Here is a 22,842-nt window from a genome sequence, read left to right as displayed (position 1 = left end):
TCCCCGGTCGTGGTTACTTGAACAGGTCCCAGAAACTGAACGTGGTCTTCCTGTATACCTTGTTGTATATGGCTTTCTTCGGGTTCGTGACCCAGCCGACGCCTTTCCTCCCATAGCCTGGGATGATGGCCTTCTTGATCGCCCTCTTGGCTCTGCCCGTGGTTCGGGCGCTGATGGAGCGTTTCAGGCTTGGCGTGCGCATGCCGAATTTCATGATTCCCCTTTTCCCGGGCGTCATCCGTGACTACCCAGAGAAACAGCATAATACTGTCTGAAAACAGCGAATACCACGTGTCGGCGAGTTAACGCGATGAAGAAATAAAACTGCTGGTAACATTCACATTGTCATGTATTCCTTACAAATAAGGGGACTCGTATGGAGTTTGAGGAGAGCGTCGGACAGATTGCGGCGAAGGTGAAGGAGCTCAAGCCATCGATAGAGACCGAGGAGGCCACGAAGAACGCGTTCATCATGCCGTTCATCGGCAGGGTGCTGGGGTATGACGTGTTCAATCCGAACGAGGTTATCCCGGAGTTCACGGCTGATGTCGGGCTCAAGAAGGGCGAGAAGATCGACTACGCACTCGTGCGCGACGGCCAGGTGCAGATCCTCATCGAGTGCAAGAAGGTCGGTACTCCCCTGTCGTTGGAGAACGCCAGTCAGCTCTACCGCTACTTCGCCGTCACCGACGCCCGCATCGGCGTGCTGACGAACGGCCAGGTGTGGAACTTCTACATGGACATCGACGAGCCCAACCGGATGGACTCGAAACCCTTCCTTGTTCTCGATCTCCTGGATATCGATGACACCGTGCTGCCCGAGCTGAAGAAGCTCACAAAGCCCGCGTTCGATGTCGATTCCATTGCCAACAGCGCTGAGGAACTCAAATACGTGGGCGCTTTGAGGCGCGCCCTGGGCGAGGAGTTCAGGGAGCCCAGCGACGACTTCGTGAGGCTGATGGCTGGTCATGTGTACGATGGCCAGTTCCGCCATACCGTGATGGACAAGTTCAGGCCGCTGGTGGAGAAGGCGGTGAAGCGTTATCTGGCGGATCAGGTCAACGACCGGTTGAAGACGGCGTTGAGCGCGGACGACGTGAAGGTCGGTTCCATTCCGGCCGGCGCGGATGATCCCGAGGCCGACACGATCGACGGGGATGACTCGACACCCGATGATGCGGACATTCGGACGACCGACGAGGAGATCGCCGGCTACCGCATCGTCAAGGCCATCGCCTGCAGCGAGGTCGAGCCGGGGCGGATCGCCATCAGGGATGCGAAGTCCTATTGCGCAGTGCTGTTGGACGACAACAATCGGAAACCGATAGTCCGGATGTTCTTCAACACGAAACAGAAGTATATAGGCGTGTTCGACGAGAACCGACAGTGCACGCGGCTTCCCATCGACGAGCTCAACGGCATCTACCAGTACTCGGAGCAGATCCGCGAACAGGTCAAACGTCTCACCGAAGCAGAACAAGAATAGTAAATACTATTTACACAGAGGAGCACCCGATGGCAGAACGCTTGACAAGCACCGCAGGAGTCTTGTTCGACGGCGGTGAATTCCGTCTCTATGACAATCGAATCGAAATCGACAAACATGGTTTCTTCGGTGGGGTGAAACGTGTGGATATCGTCTATTACAGTGATATCACCAGTGCCGAGGTCCGGAGAAAACAGCTCTTCTTCACCAGGACCGGTGTCAAGACCAACATCATCCTGCAATTCAAGAAGAAGGACCAGGCCCAGCAAGCTCTGGGAATCATCAACTCACACAAGGCATAGGACCTGTTGGCTGCGGACGATCCCGCAGCCAACCACGGTAATCCTCAATCACCTGGACCGTGACATCGAGCTCACACGCCATGAGATAGCTGTCACCGTCATAGAGATTCTCAGCGCTCGCGTATTCGGTCTGGTCAATGAGCCTTAGTGCCGCTTGCCTCCGTGCTCTGCGTTCGGCCTTGCTTCCCGCCACTCCCCCACACCCTACGTCGTGAAATCGCGCATGGGCCAGTTCATGACAGAGTGTGCAACGTTTCTGGAAATCAAGCATGTTCTCGTCAACGATGACGATTCTCGCAGCGTCGTAATAAAACCCGCAAAGGTCATCGCCAAGTGGGCGTTCTTCGACCCGCACCCCCAACGCCATCGCCTCCGTGAGGAAATCCACATAGGACGTACCTATCGCCCATCACCTCCCTCACGTTCCAGTCGTTTACTTGAGTCATGCAATGCGGCAATATCATAATTCTCGGGATGATCGGCAACATCACTGATAAGCCGTTGCCGTTCAGACTCGACCCGATCAAGAATGATCTTCAGGGAGCCAGATGGATCAACGCCGAAGAGAATACACAAGTCAATGAACTCCTGAAGTGTCGGCGTCCCATTCTGCATATTGAACAGGTCCCCCAGCCGGGTATGCTTCAGGCCGCTCCTCGCAGCCAACGACCGCAACGATGAATCACCATCCTGCGCTCGCAACTCGGTGAAGTAATTCACCATCGCAATATCTATATCGCTCCAAATACGGGGTGTTCTAGCCATGCCCCAATGCTAATTGTCCGAATTTAACGACACGCCGGGCAAAGCCGTTTGACACTCTGTCCGCGAATTCATACACTAACAGTATGACCGCAAATTCAACCACAATCGCTGCGCTCGCGGTTGACAATCTTCGAAGACAATCCAGAGCTTCGGAGATATCGCAAGGCGTCATCGCAGACAAACTTCACACCGCCCGCCAGACCATCAACTCCAAATTCAAACGCGGGGATATGAAACTCACCGAGTTCATTCGAATCGCCCAAACCGTCGGAGCGATACCGCACGAAATACTCCAGGATGCAGAAAAACGTTCCGAATCCGCCGACAACAACCCGGCATTCGCAGAGGAGCAGAGATCATGAGTGACACTGTTGAGTACCTGCCGAAGTGGGTGGGTCTTGCGGAAGCGGAGAAGCTTCTTGATATGGATCGTCGCACGATTCTGAAGTTGGGCCGGGACCAGGTGCTGAGGATCTGTCAACCGGCTCGCTCGTACAAGGTTTCCGTGGACGACATCAACCATCTTGATGAACGTCTGGCTGAGGTCAGGTCGAAGCCGCGTCGCAGGAGTGCGGGGTACATCCGATGAGTGGGCGTTATCTGCTGCGTCGAATCGTTCTGGTTCTCCTGGCCGTCGTATGGCTGGTGGCGTTCGTACGTATTTCGGTGCCGGACGCCTGCACTAATCCCCTGGTGCATGTGGTCGCGTTCCTGGTGGTGGTGCTGTTGCCGCTCATGGTGGTGTCGCGTATCGAGGAGGAGTCATGAGCGTGATGCAGCCGACGATCGATGATCTGCTCGCCCCGGTGCGGTCCGCGGATCCCGTGACGAGCGTCCTGGCAGCCGTGTCGGTGGATGTGCGGGGCAAGCAGCGGCTGACGTTGCTGGCGTTGCGCGAGCTGCGCCGGCACAACGCGGCACCGGTCGAGGCGTGGCGCGTGCACCGGGCGGCGCAGCGCATCCAGCATCGCGAGCATCCTTCGGCCCGCCCGTTGGGCGAGAGCACGATCCGTACGCGCCTGAACGAGTTGTGCAGGTCGGGTTTCGTGATGGTCGTGGATCGGGACGGCTTGACGGAGGCGAATGGTCGCTGCGCGCGTTACGGGCTCACCGCGATGGGTGTGAGCGAGGCGAAGGAGCTGGACCATGAGGAAGCTTGAATCATTCGATTTCCGTTGGCCGTTGACCCCGGAGGGCAGGCGTATGGCGTTCCCGGAGTTGTTCGAGGAGCTGCTGGCGACGATCAGCGAGATCAACTCGCGTCGTGAGTGGCCTCTCGTCGTGCTGATCCCCATGCCCGGTGATGTGACCGTGGACCGGGATGGCGGTGTGCTGACGGCCCGCTGCCAGTGGGTGCGCAAGAGCGAGGCGCGTGATGGACGCGGGTGACTACAGGATGATCGTCCGCTGGGTGATGCGTCTGCTCGGCGATGAACACGTGGCCCAGTCGCCGAGACTGCTTGACGCCTGCCACACGCTGATGGACCATGCCTGGTCCAGGCTCCATCCGAAGGCGGAATCACCCAATGAGACGCATGCGAAGACAAGGGAGGAATCATGATCATGAGGATCGACCCGAAGGTCACGGACCACAGTCCGCTCGGCGGGTTCAGCGAGTCGGACCGTCAGGAGTTCAAACTCCATGGCCGCAGGGCGGTGAAGGCCGCGGCATTGTCGGTGATGGACTCGCATGCGTGGACTCGTCTGAACGAGCTCCACACCTCCGGCGTGCGGTTCACGAAACGGATGGGCAACTACTGCGCACAGTGCGCTCAGCCAGTGCTGGACGCGTTGGAGGGCGAGCCGTTGAGCGACTACCCCATCGGCCTGATCACCCATGCCGTGCACACGAACGACGGCGGGGAGATCATCCGCCTGGTATCGAAACTTTCCGAGAAGGGACGCATGTGATGAGCGACGAGACATTGATCACCATCGAGGGGAACCTGACCGCGGATCCGGAGACGCGCACGATCGGCAACGGCACGACCGTCGCGAACTTCACGATCGCATCCACTCCCCGCACCTATGACAAGCAATCGGGGAAGTGGATTGACGGGCAGACGCTGTTCATGCGCTGCTCCGCGTGGCGCGACCTCGCCGACCATGTCGGCGCGAGCCTGGCGAAGGGCATGCGCGTCATCGCCCGCGGACGACTCTCCCAACGCTCGTACCAGACATCGGACGGGCAGACGAGAAGCGTGACGGAACTCACCGTCGACGACATCGGCCCCTCGCTACGTCACGCCACCACGACCGTGACCCGGCAAACCCAATCCCGGGGCTTCAAGCCACGCCAGGAGCCTATTCCCGGCGTGCCAACGGACCCATTCAGCCAGGACGAAGCCGAACAGGCTTTCGAACCGGAATTCTAGGAGACCATCATGAGCTATCAGGCATCAAGCTGGGCCCTCAGGGAGGCACCAGTGGGAGGAGACAGCACCAGCCGCACCATCCTCATGGCGCTCGCGGAGTATGCGGATCCGCGGGGCTGCGGGGCGTGGCCGTCGGTGGACACGCTGAGCGTGCTGGTGAGGAAGAGCCGTAGGACAGTGCTGCGCAAGCTGGGAGTGTTGGAGCGTTCGGGGGTGATCCGCAGGGGTGACCAGCGCATCGTGGGCCATCTGCGTGCGGACCGGCGTCCCACCGTGTGGGACCTGTGCATGCGTCGGACGGGCGAATCCGGGTTGGATTCGGCGTCGGAGCGTCGCATCCTCGACCGGGTGGAAAGCGACGACGTGACACCCGTGTCACCCCGTGACTTTGATTCCCCGAACGGGGTGTCAGCCATGTCACCCCGTGACCCTGTGAACGGGGTGTCATGCGTGTCACCCCGTGACGATGAACGACGTGACATGGATGTCACCCCGTCTAATCCACGGGGTGACAGAATGGTGCTTCACGGGGTGACACCGGTGACACCCAATACTAAAAAAGAAAATACTAATACCCCTGTAGCCCCCAAGGGGCCCACCACCCAGGATTCGAAGCTGCCACGACGCGAACTTCCCGAGGACTGGAAGCCGAACGTGCCCGCCAGGATATTCGCCGCCGAACACGGCATCGATCTCAAGGCCGCCGTGGAGAAGTTCCGCCTCTGGGCCGCGACGGACGACCGCCGCTGCCGCAACTGGGATTCCAGGTTCCTGCTCTGGCTGCACAACGAGAAACCCATGCAACCCACAGGCCTCGCCATCGAACAGCCCCATGCCATGCACACCCATACCTGGCAGTGCGACCATGTCAACAAGCTCCTGCGCCGAGACGCCGACGAAGCCCAACCCGACGAACTCGCCTGCCACCTCGCACGCAGACTCAACGACGGCCAAACCGAGACGCAGGCGCTCGCCGATCTCGGTCTGCGCGCTTCGGACGAGTGGGAGGCGGCATGATGACCATGACCGACTGGCGTCACATGAGCCCGGAGCATCTCGATGGGCGAGCGTTCGCCGCGACGACCAGGCATGGCGCGACGTTGCGGGGCACGCTCGGCATGACCGCGCGCACGGTGCTCAAGGATCTGGACGGCCTGGCCGTCATCCTGTACATGACGCCCGACCATGCGATGCACCTGAACGAACAGCTGTTCGCCGGCATCACCATCGGAGGCAAACGATGAGCCAGCCGACAAGGAAGACCTGCGACCTGGTGGACGCACGTGACGAGTGCTGCTGCGTACGCTGCGGCAGAAGCCTGTACAGCGTGCTCACGTTCAGCCGTCATCATCGCAGGATGCGCTCGCATCCGTTTTCTGGTCTGCATTTGCCGGGCAACGTGATCGACGTGTGCGGGTCCGGTTCCACGGGGTGTCATGGGTACATTCACGAGCATCCCGCCGAATCGTACAAAATGGGCTGGCTGGTGCGGGGCACTTCCGATGTGCTGCCGACCGAGGTACCCATGCTGACGGCCCTGCATGGCTGGGTGCTGATCGATGATGCAGGCAATTGGACACCATACGAAATGGGGGAGAACAGGAAATGAGTGAACACAAACCAATACAGGATGCGCTGATACCCGATGAGGTGACGCCGGACATGCTGGTGACGCTGCTGCCGAGCGCGCAGGCGGTGTTGAAGGCGAGTGCGAAGTATCTTGCCGCCGTCAGGAAGATGATGCTGACCGCTTCGAAGAAAACATACGTGGACAGGTATGGCAACATCGATCCGATCACCGAGGTGCTGTATGACACGGCCTCCCTGGCGCAGAAGACGCTGGACGCCGGACTGGCCATGGAAACGATGCTGTCGAAGCCGCTGAAGTCACGCGAGATCGTGATGCTGTCCGACCTTCGTGCCGCGTTCACGAAAACGGAGGAATCATGACCGCACAGACGATCACACCAGGAATGCCGGAACCAAAGGAATATGGTTCCTTTCTCATTGCCACAAGCACTGGCAAACCATTGTTCATCTCTCACCACCGTGAATCGGAGTCTGCTGACGTGTCATGGTCCGACATCGAGATGGATGATTGTTCGTGGCACGCACTTGTCAGGGATGAGTGTGGAGACACCATCGAAAGCATGGTCACCCGCGACGCTCGTATCCGACGCGAGGCGCTGACGCTCAGCGATGGGGATGTGGATGCGTTCTCGGCAGCCGTCTATGAGCACACCGGACAGTGGGGATCATTCATGGATTGCGACCTGTCCATTGGGCTTGATGCCGTCGCCGAGAGTCGGGAGCGCGAATCCGTGAATTCAGAGATTCAGAGAAAAGATTCAGAGAAAGAAACGAAATGAGCATCGCGATTGAAGAAGCGGAACGGTATGCCAGCGCACGATATTTCGGAAGAGCGCACATTGAGCGTCATGACGGCCGAGCCGAAATCATTCAGGACCACCCTATGCGGAGCGTCTGCCGTCGCGAGGGGTATATCGCCGGTCGTTCCGCCGAACCCACGGAAGCGGAGGTGCGGGCGGCCGCCATCCAGCAGTATTTCATTGAGCTGCCGTTGCATGGCACAGTGGTCGAGGTGCCCGCGGACTTCCAGAGCGGTCACGGTCTCACGTTCTACGGTGACCGTAATTTCCTGGTCACGACCGTGGAGTTCGCGGAGGAGCTGCGGCTCAAGATGCTCACGCCTAATAACATCGACGCCATGCTCGTTCCCAACCGTTCCGGGACGGCGCTGCTCACACGAGGCGACGAACCACGCGGACGTCACCGGTATGGCTCGCAATCCTATCGCCGTCGCAACGCATCCGAGATGCTATGGCAAATGGTCCAATCCAACCTCCACCACGAAGGCCAGGAGACCGGCCGATGAACTGGGTCCCGTGGTTCACCGTCATCATGATCGGATTGATCATCCTGCTCATCAGCATAGAAAGACACTGAAATGAACAATCACATCAGCAAACCACCCGCACACCAATGGCAAGACCACCACTACAAGCACATAGCCGACACGCCAACATTCAACGTCCACTGCCTCGACGCACTCGGCACCTTCGCCGGCAACATCCAAAAAACCATCAACAACATGACCACCGCATACACCAAAGCACTCACCACCACAACCAACACCAACCAAAACAGCGCTCGCCGCAGCGCACGGAAGGGGAACCATGAATGATCCATCCATCAACTGGAACGGTGGCAAGTCGGAGCAGAAGCAGTCGAAACCGGTGAGGATCGCCACGGACGTGCTCATCACCACGATCTGCGTCGCCGTCACCGCTCTCATCATCATCGGAATCGTCAAACTCACTCTTATCGCTTTCTTCTAAGGACCAAGATGAACGTCTGCCAGCACTGTCATGAACCTTCCGCCCAACCCGTCTGCGACACCTGCCTGGAGCGATTCACAACGGACCTGAATTCCCTTGTGACAGGACTCCCCATCCTGCGTTCCCTCGCCACCAAGAAGTACCGCGTCATTGGCAAGCAGTCGGGCGGCGGTATGAGGACCGTCGCGCCGATACCGTTGAATGTGGGTGCCTGGCAGCTGCTGCAGGACATCACGAAGTACGCGACATCGCTCATGGTCGCGCTGCGCCTGCCCTATCGGCGCTTCGACGAGGAGACGATGCTCAAGGGGGCCATGCGACAGGTGCCGAGACTCGCCTCCAGACCGGACATCGAGCAGATCATGGATCTGGCGCATCAGGCCGTACACAAGATGGTCAGGCAGTTCACTCCCCCGCCCGAGAAGACCATGATCGGCTCCTGCCCCGAGTGCGGTGCCGACGTGTGGTGCGACGACGCTGACGTCGAGAGCGGCTGGACCGTATGCAAATGCGGCGCAACACTGAAAGTGCGCGACGTGCAGCAGCTCAGGGTATTACGTCTGGCGTCATGCGGGGCGCGGGGCACCGCGGCGGAGCTGTGCCGCTTCCTCAAGCCCTGCGGTGTGACCATACGACGCAAGACCGTCAGCGAATGGAAGCGCCGCGGCATCATCACACCCGTGACCGTGGACCAGGACGGCCTTCCCGTGTATCTGCTGTGGGACGTGTGGCAGGTGTTCACCAGGTGACTGTGGACGATATTTGACAAACTGACTGTGGACGTGCAGGTTAGTAGTGTTGGTACTTTCTATAGATGGAAACCAACAATATTTGCCATCTATCTTATAATTCAGCTAGTTGGTCTGACCACTAATTTATCGTGAAATGCCTGAATAACGGGAACTGCCAGAAAAATTGCCGCACGGGCCTCTTCTGGCGAAATGCTATTGGTTCCTTCCACAGCACCATGACGATCGTGCTGCGCTTCCCAAATGCTACGCATCATTAACTGTATGACGCCGCCATCTACATTTCGTGGAGATTCGGCGGTTTCACCAAGGTCGGCCTCTATTGCATAATGCCACTGCTGATTTCGCATGTTGCTGAGACCTTTGCCAAGAGTATATTTTTCATCTTTCGGAGCGATTGAATTCTTGGTGGCCGCCTCGAGCGCTTTCACAGTCGTGGAATATGCTACTGCAGAATTCGGATTACGACCGAAGAGCTGATGCCAGGCCAAGGCAAGTAGATTCCCCGCTTCATCTCCTTCCGACATAACTTTTTCGGCTGCAACCTCCATTGCAGCAGTAACACGTTGCACCAAGCAGTTCGAGCCACCATTAACATCTACGCGCCACTTTGAACCTCCCTCTTCAAGATACTTATCAAGTTCTTGTAATAGTCCGGCGGAACTCTCATTAATAGTTTGTCTTCCAATCGCTGCCGGTACTATCCGCTGGTTTGAATCGTCGAATATATTATGATGTTGGGACGCAGTGAGTTGAGTAAGGTTGAATGCTAAGTAATCGAGATAATCCAAAATTGAGTCGGGTCGAGTGAGATTATTTTCAAAAAAGGATTCAGTTGATTCGTCGCTCAGACCCGAACGTATACGACGCTTACGATCAAACCGTTGGACAAAGCTTTGTCTAGCTTGCGGATTGCTATATCCACTTAGATCAACACCGAGTATTCTCTCAGACTTAGCTGCCCAATCAATCAGGCTATCCAATAAGTAGTCAGGAATACCATCTACGAGATCATCATCAACTTTGGTCAACAAGGGTTTCCAATCATGCATAAGCTAATAGTAAGACAACGCGGTAGGTAAAGAAACGTAGTTGAAAAAGAACACTCCCGCCAACGGTTGATGCAAGGATAGAGTAATTACCTGAGAGTCCATCCCCTACGATGTTTACAGACAATGCAGCGAACATATTGTGCAAGTTTCCAAGATGGCTTTTAAGCCGGCAAATCTTCCAGCTCATTGCATCACTTCATCCACCTCACCTTCACCGGAGGTCATGCGTCATGGCGAAGCGCAATCGTGACGGTTACGGTACTCGCGCATTCCGCCGGCAGGCCGCGGTACTCAGACGCAGGACCAAACGAGAAGACCTGCCGTGCGCCTGGTGCGGCGGCCATATCGATACGAATCTGCCCGCCACTGATCCGATGAGCTTCACCGCCGATCACCCCGACTCACTTGCAAACGGCGGTAGGTTGTACGGCCAGCAGCTCGAGCCGATGCACCGGCGGTGCAACAGTCTGAAGTCCGATAGTCAGGAGACCGAAATATGGGTGGCTTCCTGATATTGCAATTCGCATGATCCGCATTTTGCATGCGTTTTTGAATTCGCAGACCCTGGGATGGGTACCCCCACCCCGGCATCCCGCCCACTTCCCGCCTGGCAGGTGGCGCTTCTCTCTCCCGGCAATTTGCATGCAATCTGCAAATTGCAGATTCCGCAGATCGGAGGCATTTTGGCACGTCAGAAAGCGCCCCACGGCACCTATTCCGCCTACCGGCGTCACCTGCGCGAGCATTCCGAGCCATGCGAGGCCTGCAAGGCCGCACGCAAGGCCTACAACAAGGAGCATTCGCCCTCCAGACACGGCGACAAGCCCGCCAGCCGCGACCCAAGGCCCGCCAGAGCGCCGGAACACCCGGAAATGAGCGCGTCAGGCTTCTTCGATGCCCATTTGGAGCTCGAGAAGACGCTGACGCTCATCGACCAGGCGGTGCATGAGGGGCTCAAGGACGATCCGTCGAAGCTCGGCACGCTGCTGAAGACCAGGGCGGAGGTCGTGGACCGTCTGGCGAGCCTGTCCGACCATACAACCGGGGAGGATGACCCGTTCGATGCGCTCTTCGACGAATCCAGAGACGTTGTACGGAGCGGAACGCCCAAGCATCGAGAAACGTCCTGATCACACCGGGTCCAGAGCCTCCATCGCGCTGAAATTCTGCAGACTGTGCGGCATGACGCTCGACCCGTGGCAGGAGTACGTGCTTTCTGCCCTCATGGAGACGGATGCCGGCGGCGACTGGGCGGCGAGCGAGTTCGGCCTGCTCGTATCACGGCAGAACGGGAAGGGGGAGATCCTCACCGGCTACGACCTCACCCACCTGTTCCTCTTCCCGCGGCACGACAACCACCGGAAGACCATCCTGCATTCCGCGCACGAGGTCAAGACCGCCATCGACGCGTTCGAACGTCTCCAGGGCGTCATCGAGAACGTGCCCCGTCTCATGTCGCGCGTGGAGCGCATCTACACCGCCAACGGCAAGGAGGGGATACTGCTCAGGCGCAGACCCGGCCAGTTGCAGGGCGACCGTATCAGATTCATCGCACGGACGAAGAAATCCGGCCGAGGCTTCGCCGCCGACATCCTGGTGAACGACGAGGCGCAGGAACTCAGCCTGCAGGCGAACAACGCGCTCTCCTACACGCAATCCCAGATAGACAATCCGCAGGTGTTCTTCACCGGCACCGTCCCCGAGGAGGGCGTCAACGAATCGGAGGTCTGGGAAGGGCTGCGCGATCGCGGTCGGAACGGCAAGGGCGAGCACACCGGCTGGATGGAATGGACTCCGGAAGGATCCCGGGACCCCGACATCGCCGACACGATAGAACCCGGCGACCGTGAAGCCTGGATGAAGTCCAATCCCTCGCTTGGCGTCCGCATGCCATTGAGCAATATCGAGGACCAATACGAACGCTCCGGCACCGACCCGGACGGGTTCCTGCGCGAACGGCTCTCCGTCTGGCCCGACAGAAGACCCGACCAGATCAAGCACCTCTCCGATCTCGACACCAAACGATGGAGGGACAACGCCATACCCGACGCAAGACTCGGAGACGTCTGCGTCATCGCGCTCGCACTGGGGCGCGGCGGCGGATTCGCCACCATCGCAGCCGCATCCCGGTTCGACGACCAGTCCATCTTCGTGGAGCACGAGAAGACGGAACGCGGCACGGTATGGGTCGCGCAATACCTCAAGGAACTCAAGGAACGCCTCAACGACGCGCTGATCGTCCTCGACCCGAAGAACGCCTCCCCCGTGCTCGTGGACCTCCAGCTCCTGGGCATCAAATACCTGCCCATGAACATGGACGAGATCGCCGCCGCACACTCCGGGTTCATCGAGGGGTCGAACAACGGAATGATCGTTCACCGCGGCCAGGAGGAGGTGTCCCGGTCCCTTGAATACGCCACCACCCGGCCGATAGGACGCGCTGGGTTCACCTGGGAGCCATCGGACGCCAGCAAACCGATCAGCCAGGCGCAGGCCGTCACCTGGGCCGCATGGGGACTGCGCAAGTTCGAGGCGCTCCCGCCGAAAAGCAAACCGATAGTGAGAGGCTACGCATGACAGACACGATGCCCCTGCAGCAGCAGGACGACGTCCCCGAATCGGCGATGACGCCGGACCAGCTCGGTCAGCTGCTGTCATCCAGACAGAACGACATCCGCGCCGAATGGTCACGGCTCGAATGGATCCAACGCAACATCGACGCCCGCATCACCCACACCTGGATGCCGGACGGTGCCGATGGCGAATACAAGGACCTGCTGCGCAAGGCATCCACACCATGGCTGCAGTACGCACGTAACGCGCTCGCCCAAGGCCTGTGCGTGGACGGGTTCTCGGACGACGGGCTGTGGCGCGACGCCTGGCAGGCGAACGCCATGGACGGCCGCCAGATCAAGGTGAACCGCGAGGTCGTGGGGCTCGGCAAATCCTACGGGTTCGCGCTCCCCGGCGCGGACGGCACGGTGGTCATGCGTCCCATGAGCGCGCTGAGGACGTTCGCGCACTTCGCGGACCCTTGGGACGACTACCCGGAATGGGCGCTGTACCGCAGCGCGAAACGCGGCAAGGCATATTGGGACTCCGTCTGGTTCTTCTTCGACAGCGAATGCTGGTACAGATTCACCGGCACCCCGTCGACGCCGCAGAACGTCGAGGTGTCGCGGCACGGGCTGGGATTCTGCCCGGTGGTCCAGCTGTCGAACACGCTCGACTCCGACGACTCCCCCGAATCCTCCATCGTGCCCGGCATCAAGGCGTGGAAGCGCATCGTCGATTACACGTTCACCCTCTCCATGGTAATGCGGTACGGCGCATTCCCGCAGAAATGGATGGCGGGCGGCGAGATCGCCAAGGACGAAGACGGCAACGCCCTCATCCGCCCATCCGTCGACTCCCTCCTCCACGCATCCGGGGACGCCGGCGAGACGGCGAGGTTCGGCAGCTTCCAAGCGGCCAACATAGCCGACGTCGTGTCGGGCCTCGAATCCGCGAAGGCCGACCTGAGCGCGATACTGCAGATCCCGCCGCACTACTTCATGAGCAAGGTCATCAACATGAGCGCGGACGGCATCGAAGCCGAGGAAAGCCCTTACTTCCGGAACCTCGAGGAACGCAAGGCGAGCCTGTCCGAAGGGTACGAACTCTGGATGCGCACCGCCGCCGCGATCTTGGGTAAAACGGAACTCGCCCAGGACACGAACGTGGAGGTCCACTGGCTCGACCAACGCACCCGCTCGCTCGCCCAGGTCGTCGACGCCATCGTCAAACTCAAGACCGTCGGAGCGCCGGACCAACTGCTCTTCGCCTTCATCCCCGGATGGACGAAGCAGGACGTACTCGACGCCACACGCGCCGCCAAACGAGACGACGACATGAGCCAACAGGTTTTGGCCGTCCAGGCCACGGAGACAGCCGCCGCACCGGCTGGGAACATCGACGGATCCACGGAGGAACAATGAGCGAAGCGACAGCACAGACGACCGGACAGGACGGCCAGTCCCCAAACCAGTCGGAAGAAGGAAAAGCGGGGAGCTACACTCCCCCTGCCACCCAGGAGGAACTCGACCAGATCATCGAGAACCGCCTGTCACGGGAACGCCGGAAATTCGCCGACTACGACGAGCTGAAGGCCCAGAAATCTGAAATGGACAAATGGAAGCAGTCGCAGCTCACCGAACAGGAACAGGCCGTGCAGGCGGCCCGCGAGGAATCCGCCAAGGAGACCGCCGGCAGATACGACCGCAAGATCGCCGACGCCGAAATCCGCCTCCAGGCGCAGTCGAAAGGCTTCCACGACCCGGCCGACGCGCTCGCCGCCTTCGTCGACAAACCGCCCATCAAGGACGGCGAACCTGACACGGACGCCATCGGCAAGAAACTCGACGCGCTCGCCAAGGCGAAACCATACCTGCTCAAGAACCAGCAGACCATTCCCAAAGGCGGTCCGAGACTGCCCGCGGGGATACGAATCTCAGACACCCATGACGGCAAGGGGAAAGCGGCGGCGGCGCTCCGACAGCTCGGCGCGTCCATCCACCCGCGATGAAGCCGGAAACCAACAAGCACAATCCGCCGTCCTATGACGGCACAGCACACAGTTAGGAGCCATCATCATGGCAGAAATCACCCGTGAGGACGTGGCCGCCCTTATCCAGGAGGAATACAGCAACGTCCTGCTCGGAGCGGTCGACGAACAGTCGGCAGCCATCAAGGCGTTCGGCACCACACCGCTCGGCACCAAGGTCACCAACGCTCCCGTCCTCGCATCCCTGCCGGAGGCGAAGTGGGTGTCGGAGGCCGCCGACGCGACCGGCGTCAAACCCACCGGCAAGGCCACCTGGGCCAACAAGCAGTTCGCGGTCGAGGAAATCGCCGTCATCGTGCCCATCCACGAGGACGTGCTCGAGGACGCCACCGAGGACCTGCTCACCGACATCACCAAGCTCGGCGGCACCGCCATCGGCAAGAAACTCGACCAGGCGGTGTTCTTCGGCGTCGACAAGCCCGCCACCTGGGTATCCGAGGACCTGTTCACCGCGGCCACATCCGCCGGAAGCCTCTTCCAGGCGGCCGCGACCGCAGGAGCCGACGATCTCGCCGGCAGCATCTACCAGGCGGCCTCCGCGGTCGACGACTCCGGAGCCGACCCCACCGCCATCATCTCCGCGGGAAGCCTACGCTACAAGCTCGCCAACCTCCGCGCCGCCGACGGCACCTCCATCTACCAGGCGCTGCCCAACAACGGCACCGTCTCCGACAACATCGCCGGGCTCGACGCCGCATTCGCCCGGAACGGCAGCTGGGACAACGCCAAGGCGCTCGCCCTCATCGCGGACGCCGGCCGCGTGAAGATCGGGATACGCCAGGACATCACCGTGAAGTTCCTCGACCAGGCGACCGTCAACGGCGTGAGCCTGGCGGAGACGGACCGGGTGGCGTTCCGTTTCAAGGCCCGGTACGCGTATGTGCTCGGCAACACCATGGCCGCCAACGGGAAGATTTCCAAGCCCGTCGCCGCGGTGACGCCCAAGGCCTGACCGAAGGAGACCGATATGACGAAACTCACCCATGATTCCGGCCGCGTCATCGACGTGGCCGACGCCACCTTCTACTTCGCGCACGGCTGGCGGCCTTACACGGAGCCGGTGGAGCTGCCGTCCACGCAATGGTCGATCGCCCGCATCGACTCCTGGGCCGAGGAGAACGGCATCGATCTGTCGGACGCGAAGATCAAGCAGGACAAGCTCGACGCCATCGCCGCCGCGCTCGCACCTAAGGAGGACACGGATGCAGCTGACAGCGGAGAAGCTCCAGCCGTTCCTGCTGCCCAACCCGCTGCCTGACGCCAAGCAACGGCTCGTCAGCGCCTGGGCACCGGTGGTCGCACTGCTGCTCACCAAACGGTACGGCCATGCGATCACCGCCGGCGACGAGGGCAACGAGCCCGTGTTCGCGTCGGCCGCGGCCGACGCGATCCAACGCAGGATCGACCGGCCCAACAGCACGGTCGCCGCCCAAAGCGTCAACGGCGCGTCCGTCACCTACACGACGATCCTGCTCGCCTGGTTCAGCCCCACGGAACTCGCCCAACTCGACTCGTTCTCCGGAACGGGCGGCATCCGAACCATCCGAACCCCCGTGCCGGACGACGTCCGGTACGGGAACCGGTTCACATGCATGCCGGAGGGATCCAATGGATTTTGACCACGACACCCGGTTCGTCAGGATCCGCGCCGGGGAGACCACGGACGCGTACAACCCGAAACAACGGTCACGCGACTGGGCCGCCGCCGACGAGCTCGAGATCCACGGATCGCTGTCGAGCTCGTCGAGCCGGCGCAGCCCCAACGGGCTACGCGAGGAAACCGCCAGCAACGCCTACCTGACCGTCACCGACCCGGACTGCGACGTGCGGCTCGGCGACCGCATCCGCCCCCAGCCCGACGACGGACGGCTCTGGACGGTGACGGGCATGCCCAGCCGCGACACGAACCCGTTCACCGGCTGGCAGCCGACGCTAGAGATCCAACTCACCGAATGGAAGGGATGATCCCATGCCCAGGGCCGGACAGACATACATCGACTTCGACGACCGGTTCTTTGACGCGATCATGAAATCCGAAGGCGTCAAACAGCTCACCCGCCAATCCGCCGAACGCACCCTCGCGCAGGCCGTGGCCAACGCTCCCGTGGACACCGGCGAATACCGCGACCGCCTCGGCATCGAAGAAGTCGAACACGCGCACCGCACCACCTACATGGTCGTCGGGCACGATGCCAAGACCATGCTCATCGAATCCCGGACGCAGAACCTCGCCCGCGCCTTCCGCAAGGCCAGAACATGAGCACCGTCCTCCCCACCGACCTCGAGGCATGGGCCTGCACCTACCTCAACCCGGCGCTCACGGATGTCAGGGACCTGCAGGTCGGCAACCGCGAGCCGTCGGACTACCGGGGCGGCTATCCGCTGATAGTCGTGTCCGAGACGGTGAACGGCCAATCCGAACGCGTGGTGTTCGACACGACGCTGGCCGTCACGGTCAGGGGCTGGAGCCGCTCCCGGCCGAAGCCCTGCAAGGACCTGGCCAGACGGGTGTACGGCCTGCTCACCGCCGACCCCGACATCCTCGAGGGGCATGCGCCGGACAGCAGGATCCTCGCGTTGGACGGCGACAACTGCAAGGGACCGTATCCGATCACCGAGGACCTCGACGTGGCCTGCTACTACATGACGTTCACGTACGCGGTCGACGGCGAAATCCACCAATAACCATCAAAGGAGCCAATCATGACAGCAGATTCCCAAGGCAACGACCTAAGCAAGGTCGAGGTGCCGATCACCGGTGCCATCAGCCTCGTGCCCTATTCGGACGCGAACAAGATCACCAGAACGATGATCGCCAGATCCAAGGCGAAGCCGGAGCTTCCCGACGCGTACGCGCCGGCCAAGGCCTGCGTCGGACTCATCACGTCCGACGGCGGCCCGCAGGACGGGCGCGACGCCGACGACCCCACCGAGTTCTACCAGTCGGGCTACCTCCTGCAGCCCGAACCGAAACTCACCACCGCGTTCACCGCCGCCGAGGACAACGACCTCACCCGCCTCATCACCGTGGGCGAACCCGACGCGGACGGCGTATATGCCGTCGACGACATCCTCCGCGACGACAAGTGGATGGCCTACCAGGAGGAGGCGCTGCGTGGAGGCCGTGTACGCCGCCGCGCCGGCGTCGTGCAGGTCACCGGCAACGAGCCCGGACAATCCGAACGCGGCAGCGTCAAAGGCCGCGCGCTGACCGTCACCTGGCAGCCGGACCCCAACTACGACGGCCACCGGTACTTCGAAAGCATCTACGACCCCACCAGCCCGGCACCCACGCCGGAGCCGTGACCCATAACCGACAGGAGCACCCATGAGCAGAACAACCACCACCAGCCCCACCATCGAGGAATTCGACGCCTGGACCGACACCGCCGAAACGGAGGCGCTGCACGACATCTCGCAACGCTTCCACACCCGGCACATCATCAAGGGAGACCTCTTCTGGGCGCTCGCGCCCGGCGGCGCGATCTACAAGCTGCCGTTGGCCCTGTCGATCAACGACTTCGAGGCGCTGAGCAACGCGCAGACCGACACGGAGAGCATCGAGCAGATCAAACGCATCCTCTCGGCCTTCGCCGGCGACAAGCAGTCGCAGCAGCTGGAGCGGGAACCCATCCAGGTGGTGCAGAACATCCTCGACGACTACGGGCGCACCATCACCCGCTCGCAGGGGGCCGACCTGGGAAAATCCGCTGGTTCGTCGATCGGCTCCACGAACACGGCAGGGTAGTCCGGGCCGACTTCGCGCTCCACGGGTGGAGCCTGCAGAAGGACCTCGGCAACCGTCTGCGCTACGGGGACGCGATCGGCCTGTACGAATGCCTCGCCGACGACCCCTCCACGTACACGGGTGCCGAGGTCATGGGACTGGACTATCCGGCCGGCTGGGCCGACCTCACCGTCATCTACGCGCTCGCCAGCGACCTGTTCCCCAAACCCCTCGACGGCCTGGCGCGCAGACGCCGGACCGAGGCGCGCAAGGCCGACGACGACGAGCTGCGCCAAGCGGCCGGCTCGATGTCGCCGGTGTTCCAACATCTCTACGAGTAGGCGAGGCCCATCATGTCGTTCGGTTCCGAGGTCGGTCAGGGCCACGTGTCCATCTTCCCCTCCATGAAGGGGTTCCGCTCCGCCGTGAACAAGGAGATGGACGCCGCCGGACGCGAGGGCTCCTCGCGCATGTCCCGGGCGTTCGACGGCAAGGGCATGGGATCGCGGCTGGGAGGCGGGCTCCGCACCGGGTTCGCATCCAGCGCCGAGGGGCTCGCCGACGGCGTGCTCAACCCCTTCAAACAGGATGTCGCGAAGGCGACGCAATCCTACTCGGCGTCCCTACTCAAGCAGAAGGACGCGGCCCTGAGCGTGAGGGATGCACAGGACAAGCTCTCCACCGCCATCGCCAAGCACGGCGAGGGGTCCATCCAGGCGGAGAAGGCTGCCATACGGCTCGAGACCGCGCAGCTGCGCGAGGGCACCGCCGCCGACAACGTGCGTGCGGCGACGGAACGGCTCTCCGAAGCGAAAAGCCGGCTTTCCGCGGCGGAGGACGTCGCGGCCCATGCGGCGAACACGTCCGCCCGCGGCTTCCGGGGCCAGGTCTCCATGTTCGCCGCGGGATTCCGTTCGCTGGACGCCGGGCGCAGCTCGTTCACCGGACTGTCGGGAGCGGTCGGCTCTCTGGCCCGCTCCCTGCTCGGCCTGGACACGTTGCAGCCCGTGCTCAGCAGCATCGGCGCGTTCGTGAAGAGCGGACTGGGTCAGATCGGCGGGTTCGCCACTCAACTCGGATCCAAGATGACGACCGGTCTGCAGGGCGCGGTCAGGGCCACGCAGTCGACGCTGTCCGGGTGGGGCGGCGCGATCGGGGGCGCGGTCAGCGGCATCGCGTCCCACATCCCCCAGCCGTTCAGAACCGCAGCATCCGCGATCGGCACGGCCGCGGCATCCGCGGCATCGTTCATCGTGAAGCCCTTCCAACCCGTGGCGAGCATGGTGGGCGGCTACCTGTCCAATGTGGGCGGCGCGGCCGCGGGCGTGCTCGGCAGCATCCCCGCCGCGGCGCGCACCGTGGCCTCGGGCATCGCGTCCGCCTTCCACGACGGGGCCGCGAAGGCTGCGAACGCGCTCAGAAGCATCGCGACGGTCAGCATGGCCGGCGTGGCTGCGGGCGTGACCGCACTCATCCCGGCACTCACCTCGATGGGCAAATCGGCGTTCTCCGCATACAGCACGTACGAGCAGGCGGTTGGTGGCATCGACACCCTGTTCAAGGGAGCATCGCAGACGGTGCAGGGGTACGCGAAGCAGGCATACCGCACCGCCGGCGTGTCCGCGAACGACTACATGGAGCAGATCACCAGCTTCAGCGCGAGCCTCATCAGCTCTCTTGGGGGCGACACCGCCAAGGCCGCCGAGGCCGGCAACATGGCCATGGTCGACATGTCGGACAACGCCAACAAGCTCGGCACGGGCATCGGCGACATCCAGCACGCCTACCAGGGGTTCGCCAAGCAGAACTACACGATGCTCGACAACCTCAAGCTCGGGTACGGCGGCACCAAGGAGGAGATGCAACGGCTCGTCTCCGACGCGAACAAGGTCAAAAAGGCCCATGGCGAGATGGGCGACCTGAGCATCAGCAAGTTCTCTGACGTTGTGCAGGCGATCCACGTCATGCAGACGCAGCTCGGCATCACCGGCACCACGTCGCGTGAGGCCGCGACCACCATCGAGGGGTCCATCGGCAGCATGAAGGCCGCCTGGTCCAACTGGCTGGCGGAACTCGGCAAATCAGACGCGGACATCCCAGGGCTGACCAACGAGCTCGCCTCGAGCATCTGCATCGCCCTGCAGAACATTCTGCCCAGGGTGGGGGTGATCGCCAAAAGCGTCGTGGCGGCGATACCCGCCATGTTCTCCTCGCTGACCGCGCTGCTGCCCGCACCATTCCAGCAGGCCATAAACGCCATCACCGGGGTCGTCGGCCAGTTCGGCAACATCCTGGCACCACTCACCGCCGGATTCGCTGCGCTGGGCGTCGGCGGACTGTCCCCGCTGCTGGCGAAGATACCACTCGTCGGCGGCGTCCTCGGCAAACTGACCGGCCCCTTGCAGATGCTCGGCGGACCGATCGGAGTGCTCACCGCCGCCATCGCGGCATTGATCGCCACGTCCCCGGAGTTGCAGGACATGTTCGGCGCGCAACTGTCGAACGTGTTCGCCTCGCTTAAGCAGGCGTTCACCCAACTGCAGCCGACGTTCGAACTCCTTGCCAACACCATCTCGGGGGCGCTGACCAGGCTCATGCCGGTCGTCACCAACACCATCGAGCAGCTCATCCCCGTGGTCGCGGCGGTCATCAGCGCGCTCGCGCCGTTGATCCCGCAGATCCTGGACCCGCTGATGACCGCGATCCAGCTGCTGGTGCCGCCGTTGACGAACATCATCACGGCGCTGCTGCCCCCACTGACGAGCCTCATCATCGCACTGCTGCCATCCGTGACGCAGATACTAGGCGTCATCGTGCAGGTCGCAAGCACTTTGATAGGAATCCTCGTACCAATCGTCCAGGCACTAGTCCCAATAATCAGCGTGGTTGTACAGGCTGTAGCTCAAGTGATCCAAACGCTGTTGCCGATTATTAATTCGATAGTTGAAATAGTCGGTATTGTCGTTGCATACGTCTCATCCGGGTGGACACTATTAGGCAGCATCTTCGAATCTGTTATCGCACTCATTACGAGTGCGATAACAGATATCCTCCTGCCCAATATCCAGTCACTCATGCCAGTTGTACAAAGTGTCATTGGGACCATATCGGCTGTCATGCAGAACATAGTCGGGGTTGTACGCGGCGTCGTCAACATAATCAGCGGCATCTTCAGCGGCGACTGGCCACGCGTGTGGAACGGCATCACCGACGTCGTATCCAACGCGATAAACGGCATCGGACGACTGCTGAGCGGCATGGTAGATGTGGGCAGGAACCTCGTGTCCGGCCTGTGGAACGGCATCATCAGCATGGGCGGCTGGCTGTGGGACAAAATCGGCGGATGGGCCGGCGGCATCGTCGACAAGGTCAAGGGCCTGTTCGGCATCCACTCCCCCTCACGCGTGTTCCGCGACCAGATCGGCGTCATGCTCGCCAAGGGAATGGCCGTCGGCATCACCGACACCATGCCCGTCGTCAATCATGCGGTGCAGGCGCTGACCGACGTCGTACCGGACACCATGAACGTCGGCGTCGCCGCCAACCCGGCCGCCGGCTACCCGACCCAAACCGGACAAAGCCAAGGCAAGACCGTGATCGTCGACACCAAAATCGACGCACGCGGCACCGACCCCGACACCGTCCTGAGCATGTGGAGCGCGCGGAGCAAAGCCGCGGCGGACAGGTGGTAGACCATGCGCATCACCATCCAAAGCGACACCGACACCATCGCCCTATCCGACCACTGGCACAACCCACGACACATCTGGGGCATCAGAAAAAACGGCATCAAAGGACTCCTCGGCACCCCAAGCTACAAAGAGTCCTTCGAAGCCAAACCCCAACAGGACGGCGAATACTGGCCCAGCCGCCTCACCCAGAAAAGCCGCGACATCACCATCGACTGCATCGCCAAATGGCTCACCAGCATCGAATCCGCAAATGCCACCGACCGCATCTGCGACCTCTGGGGCCGACCGCTCACCATCACCGTCCACGACGCCCACGGCAAACGCACCCTCACCGGAGCGCTCGCCGACGATCCGGAGCCGACGATGCGTTGGACGGAGCAGGGGTTCGAGTTCACGCTGATCGTCCACTGCCCCGACCCGCACAAGTATGGCGACTGGATATCCTATCCGGCGTCAAACGGTCTGATGCAGGTGGAGAACGCCGGGAACATGGAATCCTGGCCGGTCGTGCGCGCGTCCGGCGTCTCCCGGCTGACGCTTTCATTGGGCGGTCAGACGGTCGTGTGGAGCGGCTCGGCCGAGGCTCTGACGTTGGATTTCGAGAGCATGCAGCCAAGCCAGGGCCTCGTCTCGGTGGATGACGCGTTCGCGATACCTCCGGGCAGAAGTTCAATACCCGTGTCCATCGACGCCGGCCAGCTCTCGATGCTGGTGCGGCCCTGCTGGAAGTGA

The 22,842-nt window shown here is 61.5% G+C and carries 39 protein-coding genes; 35 read left to right on the top strand and 4 right to left on the bottom strand.

Annotated features, from left to right (window positions below; translation table 11 throughout):
* Positions 1-13: 13 nt before the first annotated feature.
* On the bottom strand, positions 14-214 hold the full coding sequence (locus DDF78_RS08850; protein ID WP_152580200.1) for a hypothetical protein: 201 nt from the start codon (positions 212-214) through the stop codon (positions 14-16).
* A 162-nt stretch (positions 215-376) separates the two neighbouring features.
* Between DDF78_RS08850 and DDF78_RS08845 the strand changes: the two genes are divergently transcribed.
* Both DDF78_RS08845 and DDF78_RS08840 read left to right on the top strand, forming a co-directional pair.
* The gene (locus DDF78_RS08845; RefSeq protein WP_152580199.1) at positions 377-1,486 is read left to right on the top strand and encodes a type I restriction endonuclease; all 1,110 of its coding nucleotides are present in this window, start codon (positions 377-379) and stop codon (positions 1,484-1,486) included.
* Between the two features lie 29 nt (positions 1,487-1,515).
* Positions 1,516-1,788 (top strand): hypothetical protein, encoded by a 273-nt coding sequence (locus tag DDF78_RS08840; RefSeq protein ID WP_152580198.1) that lies wholly within the window; start codon positions 1,516-1,518, stop codon positions 1,786-1,788.
* On the opposite strand, the gene DDF78_RS08835 is transcribed toward DDF78_RS08840, so the two are convergent.
* Together DDF78_RS08835 and DDF78_RS08830 are read right to left on the bottom strand one after the other, a co-directional pair.
* Positions 1,769-2,176, bottom strand: a complete 408-nt coding sequence (locus DDF78_RS08835) for an ImmA/IrrE family metallo-endopeptidase (RefSeq protein ID WP_237564618.1) — start codon at positions 2,174-2,176, stop codon at positions 1,769-1,771. The two genes, DDF78_RS08840 and DDF78_RS08835, sit on opposite strands and share 20 nt — an antisense overlap.
* 11 nt (positions 2,177-2,187) lie before the next feature.
* A complete protein-coding gene (locus DDF78_RS08830; RefSeq protein WP_152580197.1) occupies positions 2,188-2,553 on the bottom strand; it encodes a hypothetical protein in 366 nt (121 codons plus the stop codon).
* 83 nt (positions 2,554-2,636) lie between these two features.
* On the opposite strand from DDF78_RS08830, the gene DDF78_RS08825 reads away from it, so the two are divergent.
* From DDF78_RS08825 to DDF78_RS08750, 17 genes are all read left to right on the top strand, one after another.
* Positions 2,637-2,915, top strand: a complete 279-nt coding sequence (locus DDF78_RS08825; protein ID WP_152580196.1) for a hypothetical protein — start codon at positions 2,637-2,639, stop codon at positions 2,913-2,915.
* The gene (locus tag DDF78_RS08820) at positions 2,912-3,142 is read left to right on the top strand and encodes a hypothetical protein (protein WP_152580195.1); all 231 of its coding nucleotides are present in this window, start codon (positions 2,912-2,914) and stop codon (positions 3,140-3,142) included. The genes DDF78_RS08825 and DDF78_RS08820 overlap by 4 nt, the downstream gene beginning before the upstream one ends.
* Complete coding sequence (locus DDF78_RS08815; RefSeq protein WP_152580194.1) at positions 3,139-3,321, top strand: hypothetical protein; 183 nt, start codon at positions 3,139-3,141, stop codon at positions 3,319-3,321. Before DDF78_RS08820 ends, DDF78_RS08815 begins: the two co-directional genes overlap by 4 nt.
* On the top strand, positions 3,318-3,713 hold the full coding sequence (locus tag DDF78_RS08810; protein ID WP_152580193.1) for a hypothetical protein: 396 nt from the start codon (positions 3,318-3,320) through the stop codon (positions 3,711-3,713). The genes DDF78_RS08815 and DDF78_RS08810 overlap by 4 nt, the downstream gene beginning before the upstream one ends.
* Entirely contained in the window at positions 3,700-3,942 is a 243-nt protein-coding gene (locus DDF78_RS08805) for a hypothetical protein (RefSeq protein ID WP_152580192.1), read from the top strand. Before DDF78_RS08810 ends, DDF78_RS08805 begins: the two co-directional genes overlap by 14 nt.
* The gene (locus tag DDF78_RS08800; protein ID WP_152580191.1) at positions 3,929-4,114 is read left to right on the top strand and encodes a hypothetical protein; all 186 of its coding nucleotides are present in this window, start codon (positions 3,929-3,931) and stop codon (positions 4,112-4,114) included. Before DDF78_RS08805 ends, DDF78_RS08800 begins: the two co-directional genes overlap by 14 nt.
* On the top strand, positions 4,111-4,464 hold the full coding sequence (locus tag DDF78_RS08795) for a hypothetical protein (protein WP_152580190.1): 354 nt from the start codon (positions 4,111-4,113) through the stop codon (positions 4,462-4,464). Before DDF78_RS08800 ends, DDF78_RS08795 begins: the two co-directional genes overlap by 4 nt.
* Complete coding sequence (locus DDF78_RS08790) at positions 4,464-4,928, top strand: single-stranded DNA-binding protein (protein WP_152580189.1); 465 nt, start codon at positions 4,464-4,466, stop codon at positions 4,926-4,928. Before DDF78_RS08795 ends, DDF78_RS08790 begins: the two co-directional genes overlap by 1 nt.
* Positions 4,929-4,979: 51 nt before the next feature.
* A complete protein-coding gene (locus DDF78_RS08785; RefSeq protein WP_152580188.1) occupies positions 4,980-5,945 on the top strand; it encodes a helix-turn-helix domain-containing protein in 966 nt (321 codons plus the stop codon).
* A complete protein-coding gene (locus DDF78_RS08780) occupies positions 5,942-6,172 on the top strand; it encodes a hypothetical protein (RefSeq protein ID WP_152580187.1) in 231 nt (76 codons plus the stop codon). The genes DDF78_RS08785 and DDF78_RS08780 overlap by 4 nt, the downstream gene beginning before the upstream one ends.
* The gene (locus DDF78_RS08775; protein WP_152580186.1) at positions 6,169-6,537 is read left to right on the top strand and encodes a hypothetical protein; all 369 of its coding nucleotides are present in this window, start codon (positions 6,169-6,171) and stop codon (positions 6,535-6,537) included. Before DDF78_RS08780 ends, DDF78_RS08775 begins: the two co-directional genes overlap by 4 nt.
* Positions 6,534-6,878 carry a hypothetical protein gene (locus DDF78_RS08770; protein ID WP_152580185.1) on the top strand — a complete coding sequence of 115 codons (345 nt, stop codon included), beginning with the start codon at positions 6,534-6,536 and terminating at the stop codon, positions 6,876-6,878. Before DDF78_RS08775 ends, DDF78_RS08770 begins: the two co-directional genes overlap by 4 nt.
* Positions 6,875-7,297: a hypothetical protein gene (locus DDF78_RS08765; RefSeq protein ID WP_152580184.1), complete on the top strand. Its 423-nt coding sequence runs from the start codon at positions 6,875-6,877 to the stop codon at positions 7,295-7,297. Before DDF78_RS08770 ends, DDF78_RS08765 begins: the two co-directional genes overlap by 4 nt.
* Positions 7,294-7,824, top strand: a complete 531-nt coding sequence (locus DDF78_RS08760; RefSeq protein ID WP_152580183.1) for a hypothetical protein — start codon at positions 7,294-7,296, stop codon at positions 7,822-7,824. The genes DDF78_RS08765 and DDF78_RS08760 overlap by 4 nt, the downstream gene beginning before the upstream one ends.
* A 72-nt stretch (positions 7,825-7,896) precedes the next feature.
* On the top strand, positions 7,897-8,133 hold the full coding sequence (locus DDF78_RS08755) for a hypothetical protein (protein WP_152580182.1): 237 nt from the start codon (positions 7,897-7,899) through the stop codon (positions 8,131-8,133).
* Positions 8,126-8,287, top strand: a complete 162-nt coding sequence (locus tag DDF78_RS11750) for a hypothetical protein (protein WP_154677501.1) — start codon at positions 8,126-8,128, stop codon at positions 8,285-8,287. Before DDF78_RS08755 ends, DDF78_RS11750 begins: the two co-directional genes overlap by 8 nt.
* A 98-nt stretch (positions 8,288-8,385) precedes the next feature.
* Entirely contained in the window at positions 8,386-9,036 is a 651-nt protein-coding gene (locus DDF78_RS08750) for a hypothetical protein (protein ID WP_152580181.1), read from the top strand.
* Between the two features lie 101 nt (positions 9,037-9,137).
* Here DDF78_RS08750 and DDF78_RS08745 read toward each other — a convergent pair whose 3' ends face one another.
* Positions 9,138-10,088, bottom strand: a complete 951-nt coding sequence (locus DDF78_RS08745) for a hypothetical protein (protein ID WP_152580180.1) — start codon at positions 10,086-10,088, stop codon at positions 9,138-9,140.
* 230 nt (positions 10,089-10,318) lie between these two features.
* On the opposite strand from DDF78_RS08745, the gene DDF78_RS08740 reads away from it, so the two are divergent.
* The 16 genes from DDF78_RS08740 to DDF78_RS08665 all read left to right on the top strand — a co-directional run bounded on the left by DDF78_RS08740 (position 10,319) and on the right by DDF78_RS08665 (position 22,842).
* Complete coding sequence (locus DDF78_RS08740; protein ID WP_162000659.1) at positions 10,319-10,600, top strand: HNH endonuclease; 282 nt, start codon at positions 10,319-10,321, stop codon at positions 10,598-10,600.
* A 171-nt stretch (positions 10,601-10,771) separates the two neighbouring features.
* Positions 10,772-11,218: a hypothetical protein gene (locus DDF78_RS08735; protein WP_152580178.1), complete on the top strand. Its 447-nt coding sequence runs from the start codon at positions 10,772-10,774 to the stop codon at positions 11,216-11,218.
* A gap of 52 nt (positions 11,219-11,270) precedes the next feature.
* Positions 11,271-12,665 carry a terminase large subunit domain-containing protein gene (locus DDF78_RS08730; protein ID WP_152580177.1) on the top strand — a complete coding sequence of 465 codons (1,395 nt, stop codon included), beginning with the start codon at positions 11,271-11,273 and terminating at the stop codon, positions 12,663-12,665.
* Entirely contained in the window at positions 12,662-14,065 is a 1,404-nt protein-coding gene (locus DDF78_RS08725; RefSeq protein WP_162000658.1) for a phage portal protein, read from the top strand. The genes DDF78_RS08730 and DDF78_RS08725 overlap by 4 nt, the downstream gene beginning before the upstream one ends.
* A complete protein-coding gene (locus DDF78_RS08720) occupies positions 14,062-14,652 on the top strand; it encodes a hypothetical protein (protein WP_152580175.1) in 591 nt (196 codons plus the stop codon). The genes DDF78_RS08725 and DDF78_RS08720 overlap by 4 nt, the downstream gene beginning before the upstream one ends.
* Positions 14,653-14,719: 67 nt before the next feature.
* On the top strand, positions 14,720-15,643 hold the full coding sequence (locus DDF78_RS08715; RefSeq protein WP_152580174.1) for a phage major capsid protein: 924 nt from the start codon (positions 14,720-14,722) through the stop codon (positions 15,641-15,643).
* 15 nt (positions 15,644-15,658) lie between these two features.
* Positions 15,659-15,949, top strand: a complete 291-nt coding sequence (locus DDF78_RS08710; protein WP_152580173.1) for a hypothetical protein — start codon at positions 15,659-15,661, stop codon at positions 15,947-15,949.
* The gene (locus DDF78_RS08705; protein WP_152580172.1) at positions 15,894-16,310 is read left to right on the top strand and encodes a hypothetical protein; all 417 of its coding nucleotides are present in this window, start codon (positions 15,894-15,896) and stop codon (positions 16,308-16,310) included. The genes DDF78_RS08710 and DDF78_RS08705 overlap by 56 nt, the downstream gene beginning before the upstream one ends.
* Positions 16,300-16,656, top strand: coding sequence for a hypothetical protein (locus tag DDF78_RS08700; protein ID WP_152580171.1), 357 nt, complete (start codon positions 16,300-16,302; stop codon positions 16,654-16,656). Before DDF78_RS08705 ends, DDF78_RS08700 begins: the two co-directional genes overlap by 11 nt.
* Before the next feature lie 4 nt (positions 16,657-16,660).
* Positions 16,661-16,951 carry an HK97 gp10 family phage protein gene (locus DDF78_RS08695; protein WP_152580170.1) on the top strand — a complete coding sequence of 97 codons (291 nt, stop codon included), beginning with the start codon at positions 16,661-16,663 and terminating at the stop codon, positions 16,949-16,951.
* Positions 16,948-17,376 carry a hypothetical protein gene (locus DDF78_RS08690; protein ID WP_152580169.1) on the top strand — a complete coding sequence of 143 codons (429 nt, stop codon included), beginning with the start codon at positions 16,948-16,950 and terminating at the stop codon, positions 17,374-17,376. Before DDF78_RS08695 ends, DDF78_RS08690 begins: the two co-directional genes overlap by 4 nt.
* Before the next feature lie 18 nt (positions 17,377-17,394).
* Positions 17,395-17,997: a hypothetical protein gene (locus tag DDF78_RS08685; RefSeq protein ID WP_152580168.1), complete on the top strand. Its 603-nt coding sequence runs from the start codon at positions 17,395-17,397 to the stop codon at positions 17,995-17,997.
* A gap of 22 nt (positions 17,998-18,019) precedes the next feature.
* Positions 18,020-18,439 (top strand): hypothetical protein, encoded by a 420-nt coding sequence (locus DDF78_RS08680; RefSeq protein ID WP_152580167.1) that lies wholly within the window; start codon positions 18,020-18,022, stop codon positions 18,437-18,439.
* 131 nt (positions 18,440-18,570) lie between these two features.
* The gene (locus DDF78_RS12130) at positions 18,571-18,759 is read left to right on the top strand and encodes a hypothetical protein (RefSeq protein WP_237564617.1); all 189 of its coding nucleotides are present in this window, start codon (positions 18,571-18,573) and stop codon (positions 18,757-18,759) included.
* A gap of 12 nt (positions 18,760-18,771) precedes the next feature.
* Positions 18,772-22,110 carry a phage tail protein gene (locus DDF78_RS08670; protein WP_152580165.1) on the top strand — a complete coding sequence of 1,113 codons (3,339 nt, stop codon included), beginning with the start codon at positions 18,772-18,774 and terminating at the stop codon, positions 22,108-22,110.
* A gap of 3 nt (positions 22,111-22,113) precedes the next feature.
* Positions 22,114-22,842 carry a hypothetical protein gene (locus DDF78_RS08665; protein ID WP_152580164.1) on the top strand — a complete coding sequence of 243 codons (729 nt, stop codon included), beginning with the start codon at positions 22,114-22,116 and terminating at the stop codon, positions 22,840-22,842.

The sequence above is a fragment of the Bifidobacterium tibiigranuli genome (genome assembly GCF_009371885.1).
Taxonomy (GTDB): Bacteria; Actinomycetota; Actinomycetes; order Actinomycetales; family Bifidobacteriaceae; genus Bifidobacterium; species Bifidobacterium tibiigranuli.
The sequence above is the reverse complement of the archived record's forward strand: the minus strand, read 5'-3'. Positions and strand labels throughout refer to the sequence as shown.